This window comes from Thermogemmatispora tikiterensis (assembly GCF_003268475.1).
Taxonomy (GTDB): domain Bacteria; phylum Chloroflexota; class Ktedonobacteria; order Ktedonobacterales; family Ktedonobacteraceae; genus Thermogemmatispora; species Thermogemmatispora tikiterensis.
The window spans coordinates 2,337,971-2,356,831 of sequence record NZ_MCIF01000002.1 but is presented as its reverse complement, the minus strand read 5'-3'; the positions used below and the strand labels follow the sequence as shown (position 1 = coordinate 2,356,831).

Genomic DNA, 18,861 nt, shown 5'->3' with positions numbered 1-18,861 from the left:
TGGATTCCCATTGCAAACCCGCGTCCGGCTCTTTACCTTCCTTGAAAAGAGCGTGTGTTGTGTATTACTTCGTCGCAAATTATATCATACTCTTCCTTGCTGGCGGCAGGCAGTGCTTCGACCAGGGGCAGAAGCTGCCTGGCGAAGGCTGCACTGGCGCTGGCAGAGTGAAGCCGCCTGCCTCCAGGAGTGCGCTCAGAGTGCAGAGTGGGAAGCCCACCACGTTGAGGTAGCAGCCGGCGATGCGTTCGGGCAGCTGAAAGTTGGGGTTCTGAATGCCATAGGCGCCAGCCTTATCGAGCGGGTCGCCGCTGGCAATATAGGCCTCGATCTCCTCGTCGCTGTAGGAGCGCATCAAGACCGGCGTCACACACCGGCTGCTCCTGATCAGGGCCGGCTTCTGGCCCTTGTAAGCAGCTGGCGCGCTGGCCTCGTCTCCTCTCATGGGAAAGGCAACGGCCACCCCTGTAATGACCTGGTGCCAGCGTCCGCGCAGCCGGCGCAAGATAGCTCGGGCGTGTGCAGCGTCGCGAGGCTTCCCCTGGGAGATTCCATCGAGGATGACTGTGGTATCGGCGGTCACTACGAGGCAGTCGGCAGCCTCGGGCAAGGCCAGCGCGGCTTCTGCCTTACGCTCAGCCAGCCAGCGCCCTAACTCCTCAGCGGGGCCATCGTAGCGAGCCTCAAGCCACTCTTCGTCGAGAGGAGACACTGTTACCTTGAAAGGCAGGCCCAGCTGCGCTATCAACTGGCGCCGGCGTGGCGAAGCCGATGCCAGCAACAAGACTGGTAGCCGCTGGCTGCCCCCGTTCCCTTCACTGGTTCTCTGGTTGTTCATGCCTGTCTCTCCAGGATTGCAATGCATTCGATATGGCTGGTCTGAGGGAACATATCCAGCGGCTGGACCGAGAGCAGCCGGTAGGTGGTCTGACGCCGACAGAGGACCTGCAAATCGCGGGCTAGCGTCGATGGGTCACAGGAGACATAGACGATCCTCGTCACTGGATGCTGTAGCAGCGCCTCCAGAACCACCTCCTGACAACCGGCGCGCGGCGGATCAAGCACCAGGCCATCGAGCTGACCGGCCAGCGTGGGCAGGAGGTGCTCTACCTTACCTTTCAGGATCTCAACATTGCTGACCTGACGCAGGTTCCACTGAGCATCTTCAATAGCGCTTGGCGACTCCTCGATGGCGTAGACTCTGGCGGCGTAGCGTGCCAAAAGCAGCGCGAACGTGCCCACGCCACAATAGGCGTCGGCCAGGACTGGTCGGCGCTCGGACAGGGCGGGCTTAGGCAACGCCTGGCTCTGCCCGAGGGAAGAGGCGCCGACGCTGACAACGGCCCTGTCCTGGAGCAGACCCTCGATGACCAGGCGCGCCATCTTCTCTGCCTGGGCCGTGTTGGTCTGGAAAAACGAGCTGGGACGAATGCGGAAGATCTCGCCCGCCAGGCGCTCCTCAATGGCCTGAGTGTGAACTTCGATACCGGCCTGGCTCAGCTCCTCAGCAACCTCCGGTGCTGGGGCTGGCTGCATGAGCACCTGGCCTGTGGCAGCACCACAGCGTACCAAAACCTGGGGGCGCGGATTAACGTGGCGCGCCAATACTCCCAGAACAGTATTGATCCGCTCATGGGCGATGGGGCAGGAGCTAAGCGGCAGCACGCCATGGCTGCCGCGCGCAGTCAACCCGAGCTGACCCTCGCGATTGACCGAAAAGCGCATGTGATTGCGATAGTGCCAGGGTACATCGCATGGCTCTGTCGCGCGCACAATCTCGCGCAGCTCCAGGGCGTCGAAGCCGCCAACCTCGCACAGCAAAGACACGACCACCTCGCGCTTCCAGGCCAGCTGTGCATCGTAGCGCATGTGCTGTAACTGGCAGCCGCCACAGGTGCCGAAGACCGGACACGGAGCGGGCACCCGCAGAGGAGAGGCTTCGTGAATAGCGCTGATCCAGACGCGCGGGGGGGCCTGCCGGCGAGCACGCCGCCGACGGGCAGACGGTACTGGTTCCTCAATAGCGATCGTCACACGCTCGCCCGGAAGACCGGCGGGCACCTCCACGACCCGGGGCCGACTGATGGGTGCCTCGCCTGTCCCGCTCGCGTGCTCGTCAGCAATCTCCGCCTGAGCCAGACCGGAGCGCGTCAGTGGCCCCAGGGTCACCGTATGGTAGGTCAGCGAACGCTCTCCCTCCATCATCGCTGTTTCCTGCGTTCGTTCAAAATCTCGCGTGCAGCCTGCACACTGGGCAGGCGCTGATCGATCTGCTCAGCCTCTTCTAAAAAGCGCTGGGCCTGGCGCAGATCGCCTTGCTCGGCCAGAACCATCGCCAATAGCGCGCGCAGATGAGCCGATTGTGGGAGCTGCTTCAAGCCCTCCTCCAACACGGCGTGCGCCTCTCCAAACTGCCGTTCCTCGACAGCCAGGTCCACCAGCTCGCTATAGGCTTGCAGATCGGCAGGATTATAGCGAAGAGCACGCCGCAGGCTCTCGCGAGCCTCTGCCCTTCGACCGAGGGCGCGCTGTGTATGGCTCAAAGCCAGCCAGATACCGGGATAGTCGGGGCTGAGCGCGGCGGCCCGTTCATAATGCTGCAAGGCTTGAGGCTGGTTGCCTCGGGCACTGGCGATCGTCCCCAGGGCGGCCTCGATAATGGTCTCCTCTGCGCGATTAGGATTGAGCGCCCGAGCCTGCGCCAGCAGCTGCTCCGCCTCCTGCAGGGCCTCTGGCGGAGGCAGCGGGGCTGCTGTGTGCTGCAGCTTCATCTGCGCCAGGAGCGCATAGCCAAGGGCCGTCGGACGCAGCGCCAGCGACTCCTGCATATGCTGCTCGGCCAGTTCATCGAAGCGGCGGCTCCGCTCCTTTAAGCCCTGCTGCTCGAAAAGGGTCGCCAGACTATCCTCGGTCATGGCCAGCTCGCGCAAGGCATCGGCGCGGCGACCTGGGAAGCGCTGGGCTAAACGCTCCAGATAGACCATGCCGCGCTCGCCGTTGCGGAGAGCGGCGGCGTGGTTATAGGCATTCTCAACAATCTGCTGGTCGAGCGGAAGACGTACCATCAGCGCATCCTCATAGTGTAGGGCCTGCGTCAGGCGGCGTGTGATCTCTTCGAGCAGTACCTGCGGGTCAGGACGGTCCAACAGCGAAATGCTCTTCAGCAAAGCTTCGCGCTGTTGCATTGAAATCTCACGGACGCGATCATCGTGCTCCTTAATGCGCTGTTGCAGCTCAGGAATCGGGAGGCCCTGTGCGCGAGCGCCCTCATCGCTCATCGAGTGAATGCGCCAGGATTCATCCTGGCGTAGTAGCGTATAGCTCGTCCAGAGCCAGTGTCGGCCTGTTTCCTTATTTACCGCTGTTCCCATTGCCATCTCTGGCAAGGTACCGCTCAGGGGCGTCTCGCTCAGCTCCAATGACCAGCCGATCTCGACCAGCTTGCGTGGACCGCGGCTGGAGAGTGTGCTGCCGGGCAGCCAGAGGCCGCTTTGTGGCTGCTCGCTTTCGGTCACAAAGCTGACCGTCAGGCGGGCAGGGTGTGCCTCGTTGGCCCAGGCGCGGCGGCGCTCGACCCACTCCTCACGGCTCAGCCCCTCGCGCAAAGGACTCTGCGGTGTCAGCAAATCGTAGGCCAGCCCGAAGTCACCCAGCGACCAGGCGCCGATAAAGGTGAGAGCCAGCTCTTCCGGGTCCAGGCCTGGCTGAATGAAGGTCAGGCCACGATCCTGGCCGGCCTCAGCTTCGGGGGCCTCCAGGACCAGCTGGCGGATCAGCGGCAGGTGATAGCGATAGCTTTCTGGCAGCTCCTGCCCGCGCCAGCGGCTCACCGCCAGCGCCTCTTCCAGCAAGCGGCGGCCCTCGGTCAGCGTACACTCGCTAAAGCGTGCCTCCTCCAGGCGGCTCATCAGCTCGCCAAGGCGGGCCTCGATGCGGCGTTTGCTCGCGCGCTCGACGATACAGTCGCGCACTCCTTGCTGCCAGAAATCCAGCCCGAGCGCGATCAGGCGCGCCTCATCATAGTCGTAGCTCTCTTCCCAGCAAAGGAAGAGCTGGACCTCACCCCGCTCGCGTGTCTCTGACACCAGCCCTTTCCAGAAACGTGGAGGGTGGCTCTGGAAAGCTGCTGGCTGTTCGCGTGGCGGCTGCCATTGAGGATAAATGCGGGCTCCTTCCAAGCGTATCAGCGAGCGCCTGGCCTCCTTGCGACACTCCTTCTCAGGGCTGTAATGATAAAGAGCCTGCAAGAGATCGGCAGCGTCCTGTGCGCTCCAGCGAGGCCCTCCTGCAGAGGAAAGCGTCTGTAGTGCTTGTGACTCCGGGGACTGCTCCCTGATCGCGGGTCCCGGCGATCCCTGCGCCAGCTCTCGCATGAAAGCAAGCTGGACGTTCACGGGAGCGGAAGTAACAGGTGCCAGAGCAGTCTCCGCCTCCTGCTGACTCTGGCTGCTGCGGAGCTGCCTGGCCAGATCAGGGACCTGCGCGAGCAGGCTCTGGAGACGAGACTGGTCCTCTGCAGAGACCGGGCTGGCAATTTCTTTCTTACGTGCCATATGAGTAGTATTCTGCTCCTCCCCTCGCGGCGACATACCTCTGTCTCTGTTGGGAGGATTGTATCACGTCCGGGCGTGAGGCGTCGAGACCTCATCTACTGGCAGCCAGGCAGGCCGGTCCGGTGCTGTCCATAGAGAGCAACATCGCAACTGACCTAGCCTGACAATCGTGACTGTCGCTGCAGCGGCAGAGCAGGGAATGAATCAACCGCTGGCAGGCTTGACAACAGCCCTGCCCCTGCTGGCTGCAAGGCCGCCCGTCCGCTCAGAGCTGGTAGAGGTCGCTGCTCGACCAGCGCGGGGAACGGCTCGCCGGAGCCAGGACGCTGGGAGGGGTGCTGCTCGCGCCTGGGGGCCGCCTTTTGTCGCTGGCGAGCCATCTGCAGCACAAAGAGCGGGAAGGCCGCACAGTAGAAGTAAGATGAGAGGCTGCGCCAGGCGAAGAAGAGTGGCACCACAGCCAAAAAGAAGGCCGCCTCTGGCCGTGTACGACAGATCTGCCAGTACCAGGCCAGCGAGGCCACCATAGCTGCCAGCTCAAGAGCCAGATAGACCTTTTCAGGGAGATAGGGGATCAGGTGGGTGGCGCTCAGATTAATAATCCCAACCCCGAGCGGGAACATTGGATCGTTGAGAGGGGCCAGCACGCCGGAGACGAAGGCTCCGGGGTTCCAGACAATGAACGGGAGATTCACCACCAGGGCCGTCACAGCAGCAATTCCCAGGCGGCGCAGCGCCTCCCGAGGCTGATAAAGGCGCCAGGCCATAATCAGATAGAAAGGCGTCGAGAACCAGGCTGGTTGCTTTGTAGCGATGGCCAGTCCCAGTAAGAAGGCCGAGAGCCAGCCGCGCTCGCGCAGCAGCCAGGCGAGCAGTAGTAACAGACAGCACAAAATATCGAGATTCGCCCCTGTTGTTGAGGCCCACATGGGGACATTTGCCAGGCTGAGAAGTAAAACCCAGGGGCGTAGCTCCGGGCGAGCCACCCGCCAGCCGATTGCCACGATCAGCAGATAGCTCAGCAAATACAGAGGGAGCACATTCACATCGCGTAAAGGAGAATGAAGTAGCACAAAAGGAACAAGAGTCAAGAAAGAGAGGGCGGGATAGCTCACCTTACCCTCAAACTCAGGGGCCTGGCCGGTCTTGAGGGCTGCGGCGAAAGCAGCGGCCAGCTCAGCATCCGAGGGATAGTCCAGGCGGTTGGCAAAGCGGCCCTGACGCAGAGGGGTGGTCCACTCGGGCTGGATCGCAAAGGTGCGCGCGATACTCACAAAGTTCGAATCGCTATAGGGATTGTGTCCCGCGAGCAGGAGTGCAGCGGCGTTGGTGTCCAGGGTTGTGCCATCGTTGGAGAACTCGGGAGGGAGGAAGCACATCACCACGCCACGACCTAGCTCTATCACGCCTGCCACGCTTGTCAACAAGATGAGGATGAGGGCAATGCGCTGCCAGCGGCGTGGGAAAGGTTGACTCAGGGTCCGCGGCTGTGGCCGTCGCGGCAAGGGGCGCAGAGCCATCAGCATGGCGGCGAAGCTGCCCAGAATCAACCCCAAAGGAATGAGCGAGCCGTAGGGGAGCAGGTAGGGCATATAGAGACGGTGATCGATCTCGTTGAGCGCTTGCAGGATCAGGGCGATGCCGATCCAGACAGCGCGCTCCTGCAGGGCGCGGACCATGTAGTTGTCGGGGCTTTGATCCTCACTGAAGAAGAACCGTAACCAGCTGCGTTTGGCTGTGGTGGTGACCTGCGTGGCCTGCTGCTCGCACGCCTCCAGGGACGGGGGCAGTAGGGATGGCTGCACCATAGCGTTCCACTTCCCTCCTGATACTGATGTAAGGCAAGCCTGTTGTATACTCGTGCGTATGACAGGACCACTACCCAACCGGCACCGGGAACCTGTGGGAGACGGCCTGGTCTGCTCTCGGGCCTGCTGCGCTGGCCAGACGACCGAGCCAGTGCAACCAGGACGGCCAGAGAACGGGCGGGGCAGGGCTTTCTCAGATGTTTCCCCAGCCTGAGTCTTACAACGAAGAGGAAGAGCCGGGCGTCACAAATTGGCGTGAGGCTGGGGAGGCCGCTTCGTCTTGCAGAGATCTGGAGATGAGTAAGCAAGCAAGCAAGCAAGTAAGTAAGTAAGTAAACAAACAAACAAAGAAAGGGAAGCGAGTGGCGGAGGGCCACCGCTGCGCTGGGTTAGAGGGAAAGGCGATAATATAGCTCGCGGTGCTGCAGCTGGAAGCCCAGCGACTCATAGAGGCGAATGGCTGGCCTGTTCTCCTCCCAAACGTGCAGGTCGAGCGCCTCCAGTTGCTCCTCTTGGCGGGCAAAGTCAATGATAAACTGAAGCAAACGGCGGGCCAAGCCCCGCTGCCGATATTCCGGCAGCACCACCACCCGGCGGATATAGCCGGTGCGGCTCCCTTCGCTGCCATCGGCGGGCGGCAACATCAGCTCTGCCTTGGCCACGGCTCGCCCCTCCAGCTCCCCAAGAAAAATCAAACCGCGCTCGTGCGTGGAGGGATCGACCGAGCCAAAATACTTCTCCAGCTCACGATGAATATTGCGCGTGGGGGAGGTGCCGAAGCGATCCAGGTATTCGATGCTCTGGATATCCTCCTCACAGGCCAGGCGAATCACAAGGGGGGTGGCGCGCTCCTCTACCATAGGTGACCGATGAACGCTAGAGTTGCTCTCGCAGCTCGACTAGCGCTGGGCATGCCTGGCCTTTCTGCTCTGCCGTTCTCGCTCGTCTTCTGTCTTCTTGCGTGGCAGCAGCAAAATAGAAACCAGGGCATAGCCTGCGCACCCCAAGAGCATCAAGGCGTAAATGACATCTTCGGTGCTGGTGCGATTCGCCAATTGCCAAAGCCCCCACCACAGAAACGCCGCAAATACGAGAAACAGCAACACCGTGCTGAGAATGGTCTTGCTCATAGCTTCACGGTCCTTACGTACTGGTCAGCTGGCTGCTTGCCGCTGCCTGGCATTCCCCCTATGTTGCAGGGGTCGACTGGAGCATGAAAAAACGCATCTCACTCTGATGCGGCCTTGGGCTGGTGCTCCTGATCTGAGCCATCTCAGGGTGGGCGGGTCCGCCGCCAGCCAGCGGCAAATACTCGCTAGTATTGTAGCATATCCGTCCAGCGGACTGCCAGCCGCTCGCGCAGCCGGGTGGGTCTGAGCTGGGAGAGAAAAAGAGCTAACGACGGCTGGCCAGGAGGCGTAGAGCGCTCTCCTGGCCCTGGCGCAGGGCCAGATGCACTCGTCCGCCAGTGAAAGCATCGCCGCTGAAGAATAGCCCATAGGGGGCACTCACCCTGTGCAGGGTCTCGGCATCCAGCAGTCTTTCCGGTTCGGGAAGGGCCAGAGGCCAGCGCTGGACATCGTAGAAATGCGGAGCCGGCAGCTGCTGTCCGAGCAGGGCCGAGACCAGAGTCGTCGTTGCTGTAGCCAGGGCCTGATCATCCCATGACCAGTGCGCCCGGCTGTAGTCAGGCGCGAGCTGGACGATGAGCAGCGTCCAGGCGGGAGGAACCCGTTCGGGACTCTTTTCCTCCTCGCGGGCTAGCCAGGAGATAGGATGAGTTTTATCGCTATTGACCAGGGCATAGTAGGGAGTAGGGGGGAGCGCCTTCCGGGGCCAGGCCAGAGCGAGGGACAGCAGGGGACGGTAGCGAGCACGGCCCAGCTCGGCAAGCAGGGCCTGCTGCAGCCCAGGTGGTAGCTCACTCGCGGCCATCAAGGCTGCTGCTTCTGGAGCGGGCAACGTCACCAGCACGGCAGGGACCTCGGCCACAACCTGACCGGTGGCAGAAAAGAGGCGCCAACCTGGTCTCATATAGGCCAGGCGGGCGATCTCACAGTGAGTATAGACCGTTAGCTCGCGCGCCATCAGCTCTGCCAGCGTCAGCAGTCCGTGCCGATAGGTCCAGCGCGGTAGAGCGTTCTGACGTGGATCACCTTCGCGAATCCGATTCTGGCTATCGAAAGTCCAGACTGGCTTGGCAATGGACACCAGTTCGGAGGTAGCGAAGCGCTGTAACAGCAGGGCGTCGCTGACGGGCGCATTGCCGTGGATATACTGGGCGCCGGGGTCGAAGCAAAAACCTGCGCGGGCGCGCGTCGTGGCCCGGCCTCCCACGCGTTCCTCACGCTCATAGAGCGCCACCTGCAGCTCATGGTCGCGCAGCATATGTGCCGCTGCCAGGCCGGAGACCCCGGCGCCAATCACGGCCACCTCAGCGCTCTGCTCGCGCTCGCTCTCTCCCTTTGTCGCCGGCCAGCTCTCCATTGCTGGTGCTTCACCCCTTTCCTCTAGTGGGCCTGGGCCTGAGAGGCGTCCCGGCTTGCTGTCTGGCTCTCAACCTGGCGCAACCAGTTCTCCTTCCAGAGCTGGGAGCGTGCCAGCAGCTCCTCGGCGCTCTTAAGAGAGAACTCGCTCACGTTCCCGCCCATGATATGAGCGATCTCGCGCACCCGCTGTTCGGGACGCAGCTCATTGACGATCGTGATCGTCCGCTCTCCCAGCACCTGCTTATTCACATTGAAGTGCAAATCAGCAAAAGCTGCAATTTGTGGCAGATGCGTTACACAGATCACCTGGTGGTTGCGTGTCAGCATCCACAGCTTCTCGGCCACCACCTGGCCGCTGCGTCCACTAATGCCTGAATCGATCTCGTCGAAAATCAGCGTTGGCGTGGCATCGGCCCGGGCCAGGATTGTCTTCAAAGCCAGCATCAGGCGTGAGGTCTCGCCGCCCGAAGCAATCTTTGTCAGAGGCTTGAAAGGCTCGCCTGGATTAGGAGCGATCAGAAACTGGATGCGATCGATGCCAGTCGCGTCGCAGGCGTAGAACATCTCGGGCTGGCCGTCGATCGTGGCTGGCACCCCCTCGGGATCAGGCTCCTGAAGAATCTCCACTGCGAAGCGTGCCCGCTTCATATTCAAGTCATCCAGCTGCTCTTCCATGGCGCTGGCCAGGCGAGCGGCAGCGGTGCGGCGGCGCTCCGACAGCTCCTGGGCGATGCGCCCGATCTCGCGGCGCAACTGCTGATCCTGCTGCTCCAGCCTGCGGATATGCTCCTCGCGGTTAACGATGCGATCCAGCTCCTGGCGGTCCTCCTCGGCGCGCCTGAGAATCTCCTCAATCGTAGCCCCGTACTTCCGTTTCAGACGGGCGATCAGATCGAGGCGCTCCTCAATTTCTGCCAGGCGGGCTGGATCATCTTCGATATCGGTCTCATAGCTGCTAATAGCGGCGGCCACATCCTCCAGGCGATAGATGGCCTCGTCCAGGTTGGCCTCCTGTTCCGCAAGGCTCTTATCCAGGCGGGCCAGCTCGTTGAGCGCACGGGCGGCGCTGCGCAGCAGATCGAGGGCCGACTGTGTCAGATCGCTAGCCAGCTCCGACCCCTTGATCGCCCCATAGATCAGGGCGCACAGCTCGCGCATGCGTTCGGCATTGCTCAGTACCTTCCGCTCGCGTTCCAGCTCCTCGATCTCGCCGGGCTGCAGCTCAGCCTTCTCAATCTCCTCGATCTCAAAGCGCAGGAACTCAGCACGGCGGCTCTCATCGCGCTCAGTCTGCAAGAGCTGCTGCAGGCTCTTGCGCACCATGCGCCACTCGCTGACGCGGGCCGCCAGCTGCTCACGCAGCGGCAGCAGCTCAGCATAGCGATCAAGGAAATTAACGTGCTGCTCTGGGCGCAGCAGGCTCAGATGCTCGCTCTGGCCGTGGATATCGATCAGCCAGCTGGCCACCTGCTGCAGCACATGCTGAGAGACAGCACGCCCATTGATCCGCGAGACCGTGCGTCCCGAGCGGAAAATATCGCGCGAGAGGATCAGCGTTCCATCCTCGGGCTGGAGACCGTACTCCTGGAGTAGGCTGGCGAGGGCCACGCGCGCATCGGCGCTGGAAAGGTCGGCCTGCAGGCGTTCCAGGCGCCGGCCCTCCTGACTTTCGGCCTGCTCCAGGGCTTCATAGAGCGTATTGCCGACAGCAGCCGCTTCCTCCTCCCCCTCAGTCGTGCGGGCCAGGGACTGGAAGCCATTGCCGCCGGGCGGCAGCAGCGTCTCCAGCGAAAAGACGCCCTCGACACTGGCGCGCTCGCAGCCAGCGCGCACATACTCTGCACCGATCTTTCCTCCCAGCAGGGCACTGACGGCGTCGATGATGATAGACTTGCCGGCCCCTGTTTCGCCGGTAAAGACGTTGAAGAGTCGATGGAAAGTGAGATGCAGATTGTCGATGATAGCGAAATCTTTAATATTCAGTTCGAGCAACATGGCACTGCACAGGCAACTTTCTCAACGGATGAGCAAAGCGGGAGACAACAGCGGGCCGGAGGATCGGACCGGCAGCCGGGTCGCCACCTGGCACCCGTTGCTGAAGGGAGTGCGGGTGAGCGCGCGCCTGGCATCGGGGGATGAGCGAGCGCGTGAGCGTACGAGCGATCCTACTCGTCATCTCTCAGCTTCGCATTGATAATCTGGTAAAAGTAAGTTGGTGGTCGGCGTCGCAGGAAGCGGGTCTCGTATTGGCTTTTCTGGACAGTGACCATTGCACCGTTGCGTATCTCGCGATTCAGTTGGCCGTCGGCAGAGAAGACGCCGCTTTGCGAGCCGGTCACGATTTGCAGGCGCACGCAGGCATCGGGGTGAAGAATGAGCGAGCGATCAGAAGCCAGATGAGGAGCGATAGGTGTCAGGACCATGCTCTGCACCTGTGGGTGAAGCAGAGGTCCCCCAACAGCTAAATTATAGGCCGTTGAGCCGGTAGCCGTTGAGACGATAACCCCATCGGCATAGGTTGTGCTATAAAAATGATCGTCGATCCAGATACCTACCTGCACTACGCGGGGCCAGGTGCCGCGTGCGATCACAATGTCATTGAGTGCCAGAAAGGTCTCGCTTTGTCCTTCCTGGTCCAGGGTGGCGGTGAGCATCGTGCGCGTATCCACCCAGACCGAATCATCCTTCTCCAGATAGTGTACAAGCTCGTAAGGAAGATCGCGGGGTTCCAGTTCCGTCAGAAAGCCGACGCGCCCGTACTTTACTCCTACAATTGGAATGCCATCGGCAGCACACAGGCGTGCGGCGTGCAAAATCGTTCCATCGCCGCCTAGCACGATGACCAGCTCACAGCCCTGCAAGAGGCCCTCGGGGGTTTCCTCCCCCTCCTCGCGGATATCAACACTACGGACCTCGTAGCCGCGGCGGCGTAGGAATGGTTCAATCTGGGCTGCAGCCTCAGCGGTGTGCTGTTTGCGGCCCTGATAGAATATGGCGATGACCTTCACAGATGGCTCCAGTCAGTCGGGTCAGTCGGTCGGTCGGTCGGTCGAGCAGATCTGAGAAAGCGCGCCTGGCTGCTGTCTCCACGGCCCTGGTAACAGAGAAAACCGCCGCCAGCCTCGGGGTCCAGTCCCAGCGGCGGTGAGGCAGGTTCCCCACCTCATGGGCTTCGGCCTTGACTGCGAGCCAGCCAGCCAGCCAGACACTCTCTATCCTGTTCTTATTCTGGAACATCTCCCCACCGCGGGATAGGTGCGGTCAGAGGGAGCAAACGGGCAGCTGGGCGTATCCCTGCAGTTGGGGGATGGCCCGCTCTTCCCACGGATCTGCGGTTTTGCCGCACGCCTGCCTCGCTCACCAGGGAAGCCCTTGGCGAGAAACCGCCTCCTGGTATGGTGCGTGCACAGCTTCCAGCAGAAGCCGCCCGACTTCTGCCCCAGCGGAATGTCACAAGGTAATGGTACGTCATCTAGATAGGCTTGTCAACCGTAGTGCAGCCAGGCTCGGAAGGGCAGAAGCCGCCTCCCGAGCCGCTTGAGAGCAAACAGACAGATTTTCTAGATGGACCGACTGCCGCTACGCGGGCGGCTGCTACTGCTCGGTGGCAGGCCCTCGCTGAGTGAGGTCAGGTTGATTGCCACGGAGTCAGAGCGGGCCAGGGCTACCCGTGGGAGCTGCTTCTCAATCGTCTGAATAAACGAAGCCTTACAGACGCTGGCCGGTTGATCGTTGGTCGCCACACAGATCCCCGCCGTCAGATAGTTAGCCACGCCCAGGATGCTCTTCGAAATGGACGTGCTTGAATTGGTCATCTGAATCGCGATATCCTTCTGCGAGAGACCACTGAGCAGCCCCGGGTCGACGGTCTGGCCTTGCGACATATAGATATTAGCGATGTCCAGGAAAGGGAAGCCGCCGCTGGGATTGAGGGCGTTCACCAGTTGTTGCTGATCCTGGTTGGGCGTCTGCAGCGGCTGCTGATTGCGGTCCTCCACCTCCAGCGGCACAAAATCAATATAGGAGCTGGTATAGTTGCTGCCGTAGAAGGTGAACGTTGCCGTATCGGGATAGACATCGCTGCTGGAAGAGGTCGTCTCTGGGAGAGCGCTGAAGTGGCCAAAGCGACTCAGAGCGACCACCAGCGACCAGCGTTCCGCGGCGCAATACGGGCAGAACTCTGCACCCCAGTAGAAGACCTCGGGCTTGCCGTGGGGACCTACCAGACGGTCGCGGTTTGTGACGGCCTGCAATGGATTCTTCTGGCCACCAGTCCCGATTTGGGCCAGCAGATTGGTGTCGAGGCGAGTGACCGTATTCAGAACCTCGGGATCGGTGCCGCCACGTGCTCCAGGGCTGCTGTGCTGCTGCGAGAGGAAGATAAAGCCTCCAATGATTGCTAGCACGACAACCAGGGCCCCGGCGACGATGAGCCAGCGTGTCCGCCCACTGATGCGCTGGCGTGTGTAGCGGCGCTGTGGCTGACGAGCGCTGCTACTCGGGCGGCTAGTCGATTCCGTGCGGGTGCTGCTGCGCGCGGTGGAACTGCTGGAAGTGCTGACGCTCCTGGCAGGAGTGCCTGTTGTCCCCGCTGTGCTCGGGGAGGCATTGCCGCCCTGGACTCCCCCGGCGGTGGCTCCACTGGCGCCCTGCTGGCTGCGGCTCTGTAGCTGCGCTTGCGCCTGGATCTGGGCCCGTCGCTGGACTGCTGAGGAGCCGCTGCCGCTATTTTTCTTGCGCTTTTTGGCCATACTTTTCGTTTCCTATTTGGGAATTGTTGAACCAGGTGACTTGAGGAATTGTTTGGCTGCCGGGTATCGCCAGTTATTATAGCACGGGGTCTTTGAATGGAACAGAGCACGAGTGCGGAACTATTATGCAGAGCTGGCTGCCGGGTAAGAATAGTGTCAGGAGCCGAGAACGGGCCTGGCTCAACGGCCTCACCAGGCGAGCAGACGGCCTGGCTTGCCTGGGAAGCTGGTGAAGAGAGCGCCATCCTGGCTGAGCCATTGGCCAACACTCGTCAGCTGTCTGAGTCAGGATCAGGTGCCTCGCTGCTGCCAGTTGCGTGGGCCTGCAGATACTCGCGGGCCAGCCAGAGGGCCTCCTCCTTCGAGTGGATACGCTCCTCGGCGCGCGCCTCAGCGATGACTTCGAGCAACTCGCCGATCAGGGGACCAGGCTCCAGTCCCAAACGGCGCATCAGCTCGTGGCCCGTCAGCAGGCGTGTTGGTAGAAAGCGCTCGCGCTCGTAGAGGTAGCTGCGCAGCAGCAGCGCCACGCAGGTAAGATGTGCCTCCCAGGCTCCGGCGGGGCGCCCGCCATAGCCGGGGCCGTAGGTGGCTAGATGGTCGGCCAGTGAGAAGAGAGCCACATGCAGGCCCTGGGTGCCCAGATCGACAAAGTAACGACGAATAGCGCGCGGTGTCACAATCTCCTGCTGCGCGAGCTGGCCCGGACGCATGTGGTGGAGCGTTACCAGACGCACCAGATGGCGGTCGTGACTGCTCGCACTCAGACGTTTCATCACGTCCTCGGCGAGCGGCACGCCAGCCTGTTGGTGGCCATAGAAATGGCTTATCCCTTGCTCATCGTAGCTCAGAGTGGCCGGTTTGCCGATATCGTGCAGCAGGGCAGCCAGCTTCCAGGCTGGTTTCGTCAGCTCGGCGAGCTGCAGCAGGTTCTGCCGGCTGGCCTCGGCTACCAGAGCGCGCAGCTGGGCCATCGTCTCCGTCTGCTCAGGGGCCATCAGCAGCGGCAGGCACCACGAAGAGCAGGACAGCTCATCCAGCGGCGACGGATCGGGATACAGCGTGCGAGCCACCCCTTCCAGGGCGCTCACGGTTTCTAGCGAGTGCTCAAAAACGTCCCAGTAATGGGGAGGGGGCTGTGGCATGCCTCGGGCGGGTATCAGCTCTGGTACCAGTACAGTCAGCAGGCCGTAGCGATCGAGCAGATGCAGACTGCGGGTGGCATCCTCCTGTTCGAGTAGCCTGTATAGCTCGGCGTGGAGGCGCTCTGCCACCTCGGTCGCTAACAGTTCAGCATCGTGGCGGATAAGGGCTTCTGTGGTCGGCTCGATCTGCAGAGAGTAGCGGCGGGCGAGGCGAATGGCTCGCAGCAGACGCACCGGGCGGGAGCGAAAGACCTCCGCATTGACTGCCCGTAGCAGACGCGCATGAGCATCGGCGAGGCCCCCACAGGGATCGATCCACGGCAGGGAGGCCAGGGAGGAAGAAGAGGAGAGGCTCAAGAGGACGTCCAGGGGCAGCGCCAGGGCATTCACTGTAAAATCGCGCTGGCGCAGATCTTCCTCAATACTGGCTCCCGTCAGTGGGGCCACATCGAGCGTCCACTCTCCCGCTGGTGTGCGCACCACAACCCGGCTGGCCTTCTCATGCATATGGGCATAATAGCCGCCGAGAGTATCGGCCAGTTGACGCGCCAGCAGCGGCGCCTCGCCGACGACAACCAGATCCCAATCGACGCTGGGCTGGCCCAGCAGCAGGTTGCGCAAGGCTCCGCCTACCAGATAAACCTGGGTCTGGTGCCGCTCTGCAAAGAAGCGCGCTACCTGCTGCAGTAACTCGTAGGTTCCTTGCTCTAAAAAAGGCACCGACATCTCTCTCTCTGCTCATTAGATCGATGTGGCAATGCCTGGAAGCGGAAAAAGGAGCTTCTCCCTGTCCCGTCTGCAGCCACCTTTCCTACTCCTGCTGGACAAGAGGTTATACGTATTTTATGCTAACATACAGTTGTGGCAGTTGCAACCATTAACTTGTGGTACAGCTATATATGAGAGTTCTCGGAAGGGGCGAGCATGGAAACCACAGCTCTAACATCACCGGGCAGCTTCAAAGCTGATCTTTATGCCCTGCATCTGCGATTGCGACCATTGCAGCCTGGAACCTTGATGCCGTTTTCGGGAGAGCTGGTCCATGGAGCCTGGCTCGAATGGCTGCGTGGTGCCGCCCCAGACGTCTCTGCACGCCTCCACGAAGGAAACAAGCGTCGCCTCTTCACCTGCTCCAGTCTGCAATTTCCGCTGCCGCCGGCCCAGGTTAGAGAGGCGGAGCGCAACAATCGGCACCTCCCGCTCAGTCCGGAGAAAACCTATACGATCCGCATTACCTTGCTGCTCGGTGAGCTGTTCCCGCACTTCTACAAGGCCCTTATTCAATTCAACCACTTGAGCGGAAATTTGCGACGCTCGCCTTTCATGCAGATTGGGCGTCAGGTCTTTCTGCTCGAAGAGGTCATTGCCAGCCCGGACGACCCTGCGCGCTGGACCGGCTTCACCACCTTTCATGATCTGGCCGAGCAGGCGGCCTTGTTGCAACCGGCGCACTGCGAGCGTATGACTCTAGAATTTGATTCGCTCACAACTTTCAACTGGATCAACACGCGCAACAAGGTTTATGGCAACTATTATGCTCTGTTGCCTTTGCCACGCTACCTCTTCCCCGGGCTGGCCAAACGCTGGCAAGAGCTGGTAGCCCAGGAGCCGGAGACGCGCGAGCTGGCCGCGCTGGTCCAGCCCGAGCTGATCGAAGAGTATATTCTTGACGATGGTGTTGTTATCGACGACTATGACCTGCGGCCGCATCAGGTGCATTTCTCTACGCATGTTCAGCCGGGCTTTATCGGGCGTTGCGTCTATCGCCTGCGCGGGCCTGATCCCCCGTCGGCCCCAGCGCCGTCGCCGGCGGCGGGGCTTTCCCTAACAGTACGGCAACAGCTCTGGCTTCTCGCCTATTTAGCCTTCTACTGTGGCGTAGGGTACAAAACGCCTATGGGTATGGGGCGAGTGCGTCCTCTCTAGGAAGAGGAGCACTTTACTGAATATAGGCCCTTACGCCGCTCACAGTCTGGTGTCTGCGCGCGGCGGGAGTGCCACCCCTGCGGGCGGCGGGAGTGCCACCCCTGCGGCCAGGTGGCTTACTCTCCCTGCGCTTTCTATGCTACCATTATATAGCAGCGACACGGCCTGGGCTGGGTGTGCAGGGCGTCCAAGGCGTAGTGCGTGGGGAACAGGTAGGGTATGTACTGACGATCAACACAGCTATCGCCGCAGGAACATATGAACAATGAGCCAGAGCTATGGTGTGCTACGGGTGGTGCGCATGCCCCACCTGCAACCCCAGACGACGCGGGGTTGGACCATACGTACGCCCTATCCTGCCGCCTGGCTGCCCGATGAGCAGCTAGTGCATGTGCTGACACGACGTGAAACCAGCATTGGGCGGGCCCTCAGCAACGACATCGTCTTGATGGATCTCTCGGTCTCGCGGGAGCATGCGCGTGTGGTGCTTGATAGTGATGGCTGCTGGTACATTATCAATCTGACACCCCACAACGTGATCCGGGTCAATGGGCAGGCCATTCCCTCGCATGTGCGTTTCCCACTGCGCTCGCAGGACCTCATCGTCTTAGGTAGCACGATGCTCCAATTCCTGGCTCCCCATGTGGCCGTCGTTGGAGGAAGCGAAAGTCAGAGAGAGCAGGCTCGGGCTAGCTATGCTGAGCAAGTCACGCAGCTGCTGCCGAGCGCTCAGCCCCAGGCAGTGTTATCTGCACCTGGCAACCCCCTTCCAGCCACCTTACCGCCGGGTGGCGAAGAGGCGGCAGTCTGTGGACCCTGGGACGAGAGGGAGAGTGAGGAGGAGAGCCTGCTTGGAGCAGGTGTGACCATGCAATTCGCCCTCTCGCCGCGGCTGGGGAGGCGGATACGCTGGCTTATGGCCGGTGTCGGACTCAGCATCCTCGCCATCTGTGCCCTCATCACCCTCATTCTCAACAGTTTCATCGGCATCAATGCCCTCACTCAGAATGGGGCTTCCAGTCTGCTGGCTGCCCTCACTATTCCTCTCGTTCCTGCGCTCGGGACCTTGCTGCTCGTCAACTTCATTGATCGCTTCGAGCGCGAACCGTGGTATCTTCGTCTGGCTACCTTTCTCTGGGGCATGGTAATCGCCATCCCCACCGCCTTTTTTATTGAGCGCCTGATCGATAGCGTGCTTCTCAACCTGCTGGCGCCGGGTACGAGTACGGTTTTGCGCTCGGCCTTGCAGGGTCTCAATGCCGGTTTCACTGAAGAGACCGTCAAAGGGCTGGGCCTGCTCCTGCTCTTTCTGGTTCTGCGCGACCAGTTCGACAATATCACGGACGGCATTGTCTACTCGGCCATGATCGGGGCTGGCTTCGCCCTGGTGGAGAACTTCAGCTATTTCGCCACCGGTTATCGCAACTCGCTGGTCTTTCTGATCATCTATCGTGTTGTGCTAGGCTGGCTGGGGCATCCGACCTTTACCGCCTGCTTTGGCTCAATGCTTGGCTACACGCGCCACACGCGCTCGCGCTGGCAGCAGGTGATCACACCCTTACTGGGCTATATCATGGCCGTCATGCTGCACAGCTTTTTCGATTTTGTGGACATTCAGGCGGGCATAGAGGTTCAGGCTAATCCTGGCAATACGCATGTGGCCATGCTGGCTCTGGTGACGATTATCTGTGACTATATTCCCCCTTTCCTGGCTCAGATGCTGCTGCTCTATCTGCTGATCCGCTCCCTGGCCCAGGAGGCGGCAATCATTCGCGAATTTCTGGCCTCCGAGGTGAGCAATGGGGTGGTCACAGTCGATGAGTACGCCTTACTGCAGCATTCCTTTCAGCGCACGCGTCAGGAGCGCAAGGCCCTCTGGCAGTACGGTTTCAGGCATTGGTTACGGGTCAAAGCCCTTTATCAAGCGGAGATCGGCCTGGCCTTTCGCAAGTGGCATGTGAGCATGGGCGATCGCCAAAAAACCGGCTACCTGCGGCAACCGGAAGATGCCTATCGGGAGCGCATTCGTCGTTTGCATCAGGAAATTCGGGCATTTGAGGAGCAAGCGCGAGCAAGGAGACGGGGGACCTGAGTCGTCTATTCTCGCAACGGAGCGCGTTGTGGTACACTTATGGGGGCAGGCACGTCCATCGCCACGGCCAGGCAACCAGATGCCCATCTTCCGCTGT

13 protein-coding genes are annotated in these 18,861 nt (G+C 61.2%); 2 read left to right on the top strand and 11 right to left on the bottom strand.

The genetic code is table 11. The features are described from left to right. Positions 1-79 precede the first annotated feature (79 nt). The 11 genes from A4R35_RS09510 to A4R35_RS09460 form a co-directional block, all read right to left on the bottom strand. Complete coding sequence (locus tag A4R35_RS09510) at positions 80-838, bottom strand: Maf family protein (protein WP_112428768.1); 759 nt, start codon at positions 836-838, stop codon at positions 80-82. Then, positions 835-2,205: a class I SAM-dependent RNA methyltransferase gene (locus A4R35_RS09505; RefSeq protein WP_112428766.1), complete on the bottom strand. Its 1,371-nt coding sequence runs from the start codon at positions 2,203-2,205 to the stop codon at positions 835-837. Before A4R35_RS09505 ends, A4R35_RS09510 begins: the two co-directional genes overlap by 4 nt. Further along, positions 2,202-4,553: a tetratricopeptide repeat protein gene (locus A4R35_RS09500; protein WP_112428764.1), complete on the bottom strand. Its 2,352-nt coding sequence runs from the start codon at positions 4,551-4,553 to the stop codon at positions 2,202-2,204. Before A4R35_RS09500 ends, A4R35_RS09505 begins: the two co-directional genes overlap by 4 nt. Positions 4,554-4,708: 155 nt before the next feature. Then, positions 4,709-6,361, bottom strand: a complete 1,653-nt coding sequence (locus A4R35_RS09495) for a glycosyltransferase 87 family protein (protein ID WP_112428762.1) — start codon at positions 6,359-6,361, stop codon at positions 4,709-4,711. Positions 6,362-6,750: 389 nt separating this feature from the next. Continuing rightward, a complete protein-coding gene (locus A4R35_RS09490; protein ID WP_112428760.1) occupies positions 6,751-7,221 on the bottom strand; it encodes a GNAT family N-acetyltransferase in 471 nt (156 codons plus the stop codon). Positions 7,222-7,260: 39 nt separating this feature from the next. After that, positions 7,261-7,491 carry a hypothetical protein gene (locus A4R35_RS09485; RefSeq protein WP_069801374.1) on the bottom strand — a complete coding sequence of 77 codons (231 nt, stop codon included), beginning with the start codon at positions 7,489-7,491 and terminating at the stop codon, positions 7,261-7,263. Positions 7,492-7,756: 265 nt separating this feature from the next. Next, positions 7,757-8,848, bottom strand: a complete 1,092-nt coding sequence (locus tag A4R35_RS09480; protein ID WP_112428758.1) for an NAD(P)/FAD-dependent oxidoreductase — start codon at positions 8,846-8,848, stop codon at positions 7,757-7,759. A gap of 23 nt (positions 8,849-8,871) precedes the next feature. Next, entirely contained in the window at positions 8,872-10,845 is a 1,974-nt protein-coding gene (gene recN, locus A4R35_RS09475) for a DNA repair protein RecN (RefSeq protein WP_112428756.1), read from the bottom strand. Positions 10,846-11,015: 170 nt separating this feature from the next. Then, a complete protein-coding gene (locus A4R35_RS09470; protein WP_170293028.1) occupies positions 11,016-11,858 on the bottom strand; it encodes an NAD(+)/NADH kinase in 843 nt (280 codons plus the stop codon). Positions 11,859-12,410: 552 nt separating this feature from the next. Continuing rightward, positions 12,411-13,601, bottom strand: a complete 1,191-nt coding sequence (locus tag A4R35_RS09465) for a DUF929 family protein (protein ID WP_112428751.1) — start codon at positions 13,599-13,601, stop codon at positions 12,411-12,413. 272 nt (positions 13,602-13,873) lie between these two features. Next, a complete protein-coding gene (locus tag A4R35_RS09460) occupies positions 13,874-15,472 on the bottom strand; it encodes an HD domain-containing protein (protein WP_112428749.1) in 1,599 nt (532 codons plus the stop codon). 198 nt (positions 15,473-15,670) lie between these two features. On the opposite strand from A4R35_RS09460, the gene cas6 reads away from it, so the two are divergent. Both cas6 and A4R35_RS09450 read left to right on the top strand, forming a co-directional pair. Beyond that, positions 15,671-16,672, top strand: coding sequence for a CRISPR system precrRNA processing endoribonuclease RAMP protein Cas6 (gene cas6, locus A4R35_RS09455; protein WP_112428747.1), 1,002 nt, complete (start codon positions 15,671-15,673; stop codon positions 16,670-16,672). Positions 16,673-16,937: 265 nt separating this feature from the next. Further along, on the top strand, positions 16,938-18,764 hold the full coding sequence (locus tag A4R35_RS09450; protein WP_112428745.1) for a PrsW family glutamic-type intramembrane protease: 1,827 nt from the start codon (positions 16,938-16,940) through the stop codon (positions 18,762-18,764). Positions 18,765-18,861: the final 97 nt, after the last annotated feature.

Bases quoted from the DNA above. Each gene is read 5' to 3' on its own strand.
- A4R35_RS09485 (WP_069801374.1), bottom strand. From the start codon at position 7,491: ATGAGCAAGACCATTCTCAGCACGGTGTTGCTGTTTCTCGTATTTGCG.
- A4R35_RS09465 (WP_112428751.1), bottom strand. From the start codon at position 13,601: ATGGCCAAAAAGCGCAAGAAAAATAGCGGCAGCGGCTCCTCAGCAGTC.
- A4R35_RS09450 (WP_112428745.1), top strand. From the start codon at position 16,938: ATGAGCCAGAGCTATGGTGTGCTACGGGTGGTGCGCATGCCCCACCTG.
- A4R35_RS09495 (WP_112428762.1), bottom strand. From the start codon at position 6,361: ATGGTGCAGCCATCCCTACTGCCCCCGTCCCTGGAGGCGTGCGAGCAG.
- cas6 (WP_112428747.1), top strand. From the start codon at position 15,671: ATGGAAACCACAGCTCTAACATCACCGGGCAGCTTCAAAGCTGATCTT.
- A4R35_RS09490 (WP_112428760.1), bottom strand. From the start codon at position 7,221: ATGGTAGAGGAGCGCGCCACCCCCCTTGTGATTCGCCTGGCCTGTGAG.
- recN (WP_112428756.1), bottom strand. From the start codon at position 10,845: ATGTTGCTCGAACTGAATATTAAAGATTTCGCTATCATCGACAATCTG.
- A4R35_RS09500 (WP_112428764.1), bottom strand. From the start codon at position 4,553: ATGGCACGTAAGAAAGAAATTGCCAGCCCGGTCTCTGCAGAGGACCAG.
- A4R35_RS09510 (WP_112428768.1), bottom strand. From the start codon at position 838: ATGAACAACCAGAGAACCAGTGAAGGGAACGGGGGCAGCCAGCGGCTA.
- A4R35_RS09480 (WP_112428758.1), bottom strand. From the start codon at position 8,848: ATGGAGAGCTGGCCGGCGACAAAGGGAGAGAGCGAGCGCGAGCAGAGC.
- A4R35_RS09505 (WP_112428766.1), bottom strand. From the start codon at position 2,205: ATGATGGAGGGAGAGCGTTCGCTGACCTACCATACGGTGACCCTGGGG.
- A4R35_RS09460 (WP_112428749.1), bottom strand. From the start codon at position 15,472: ATGTCGGTGCCTTTTTTAGAGCAAGGAACCTACGAGTTACTGCAGCAG.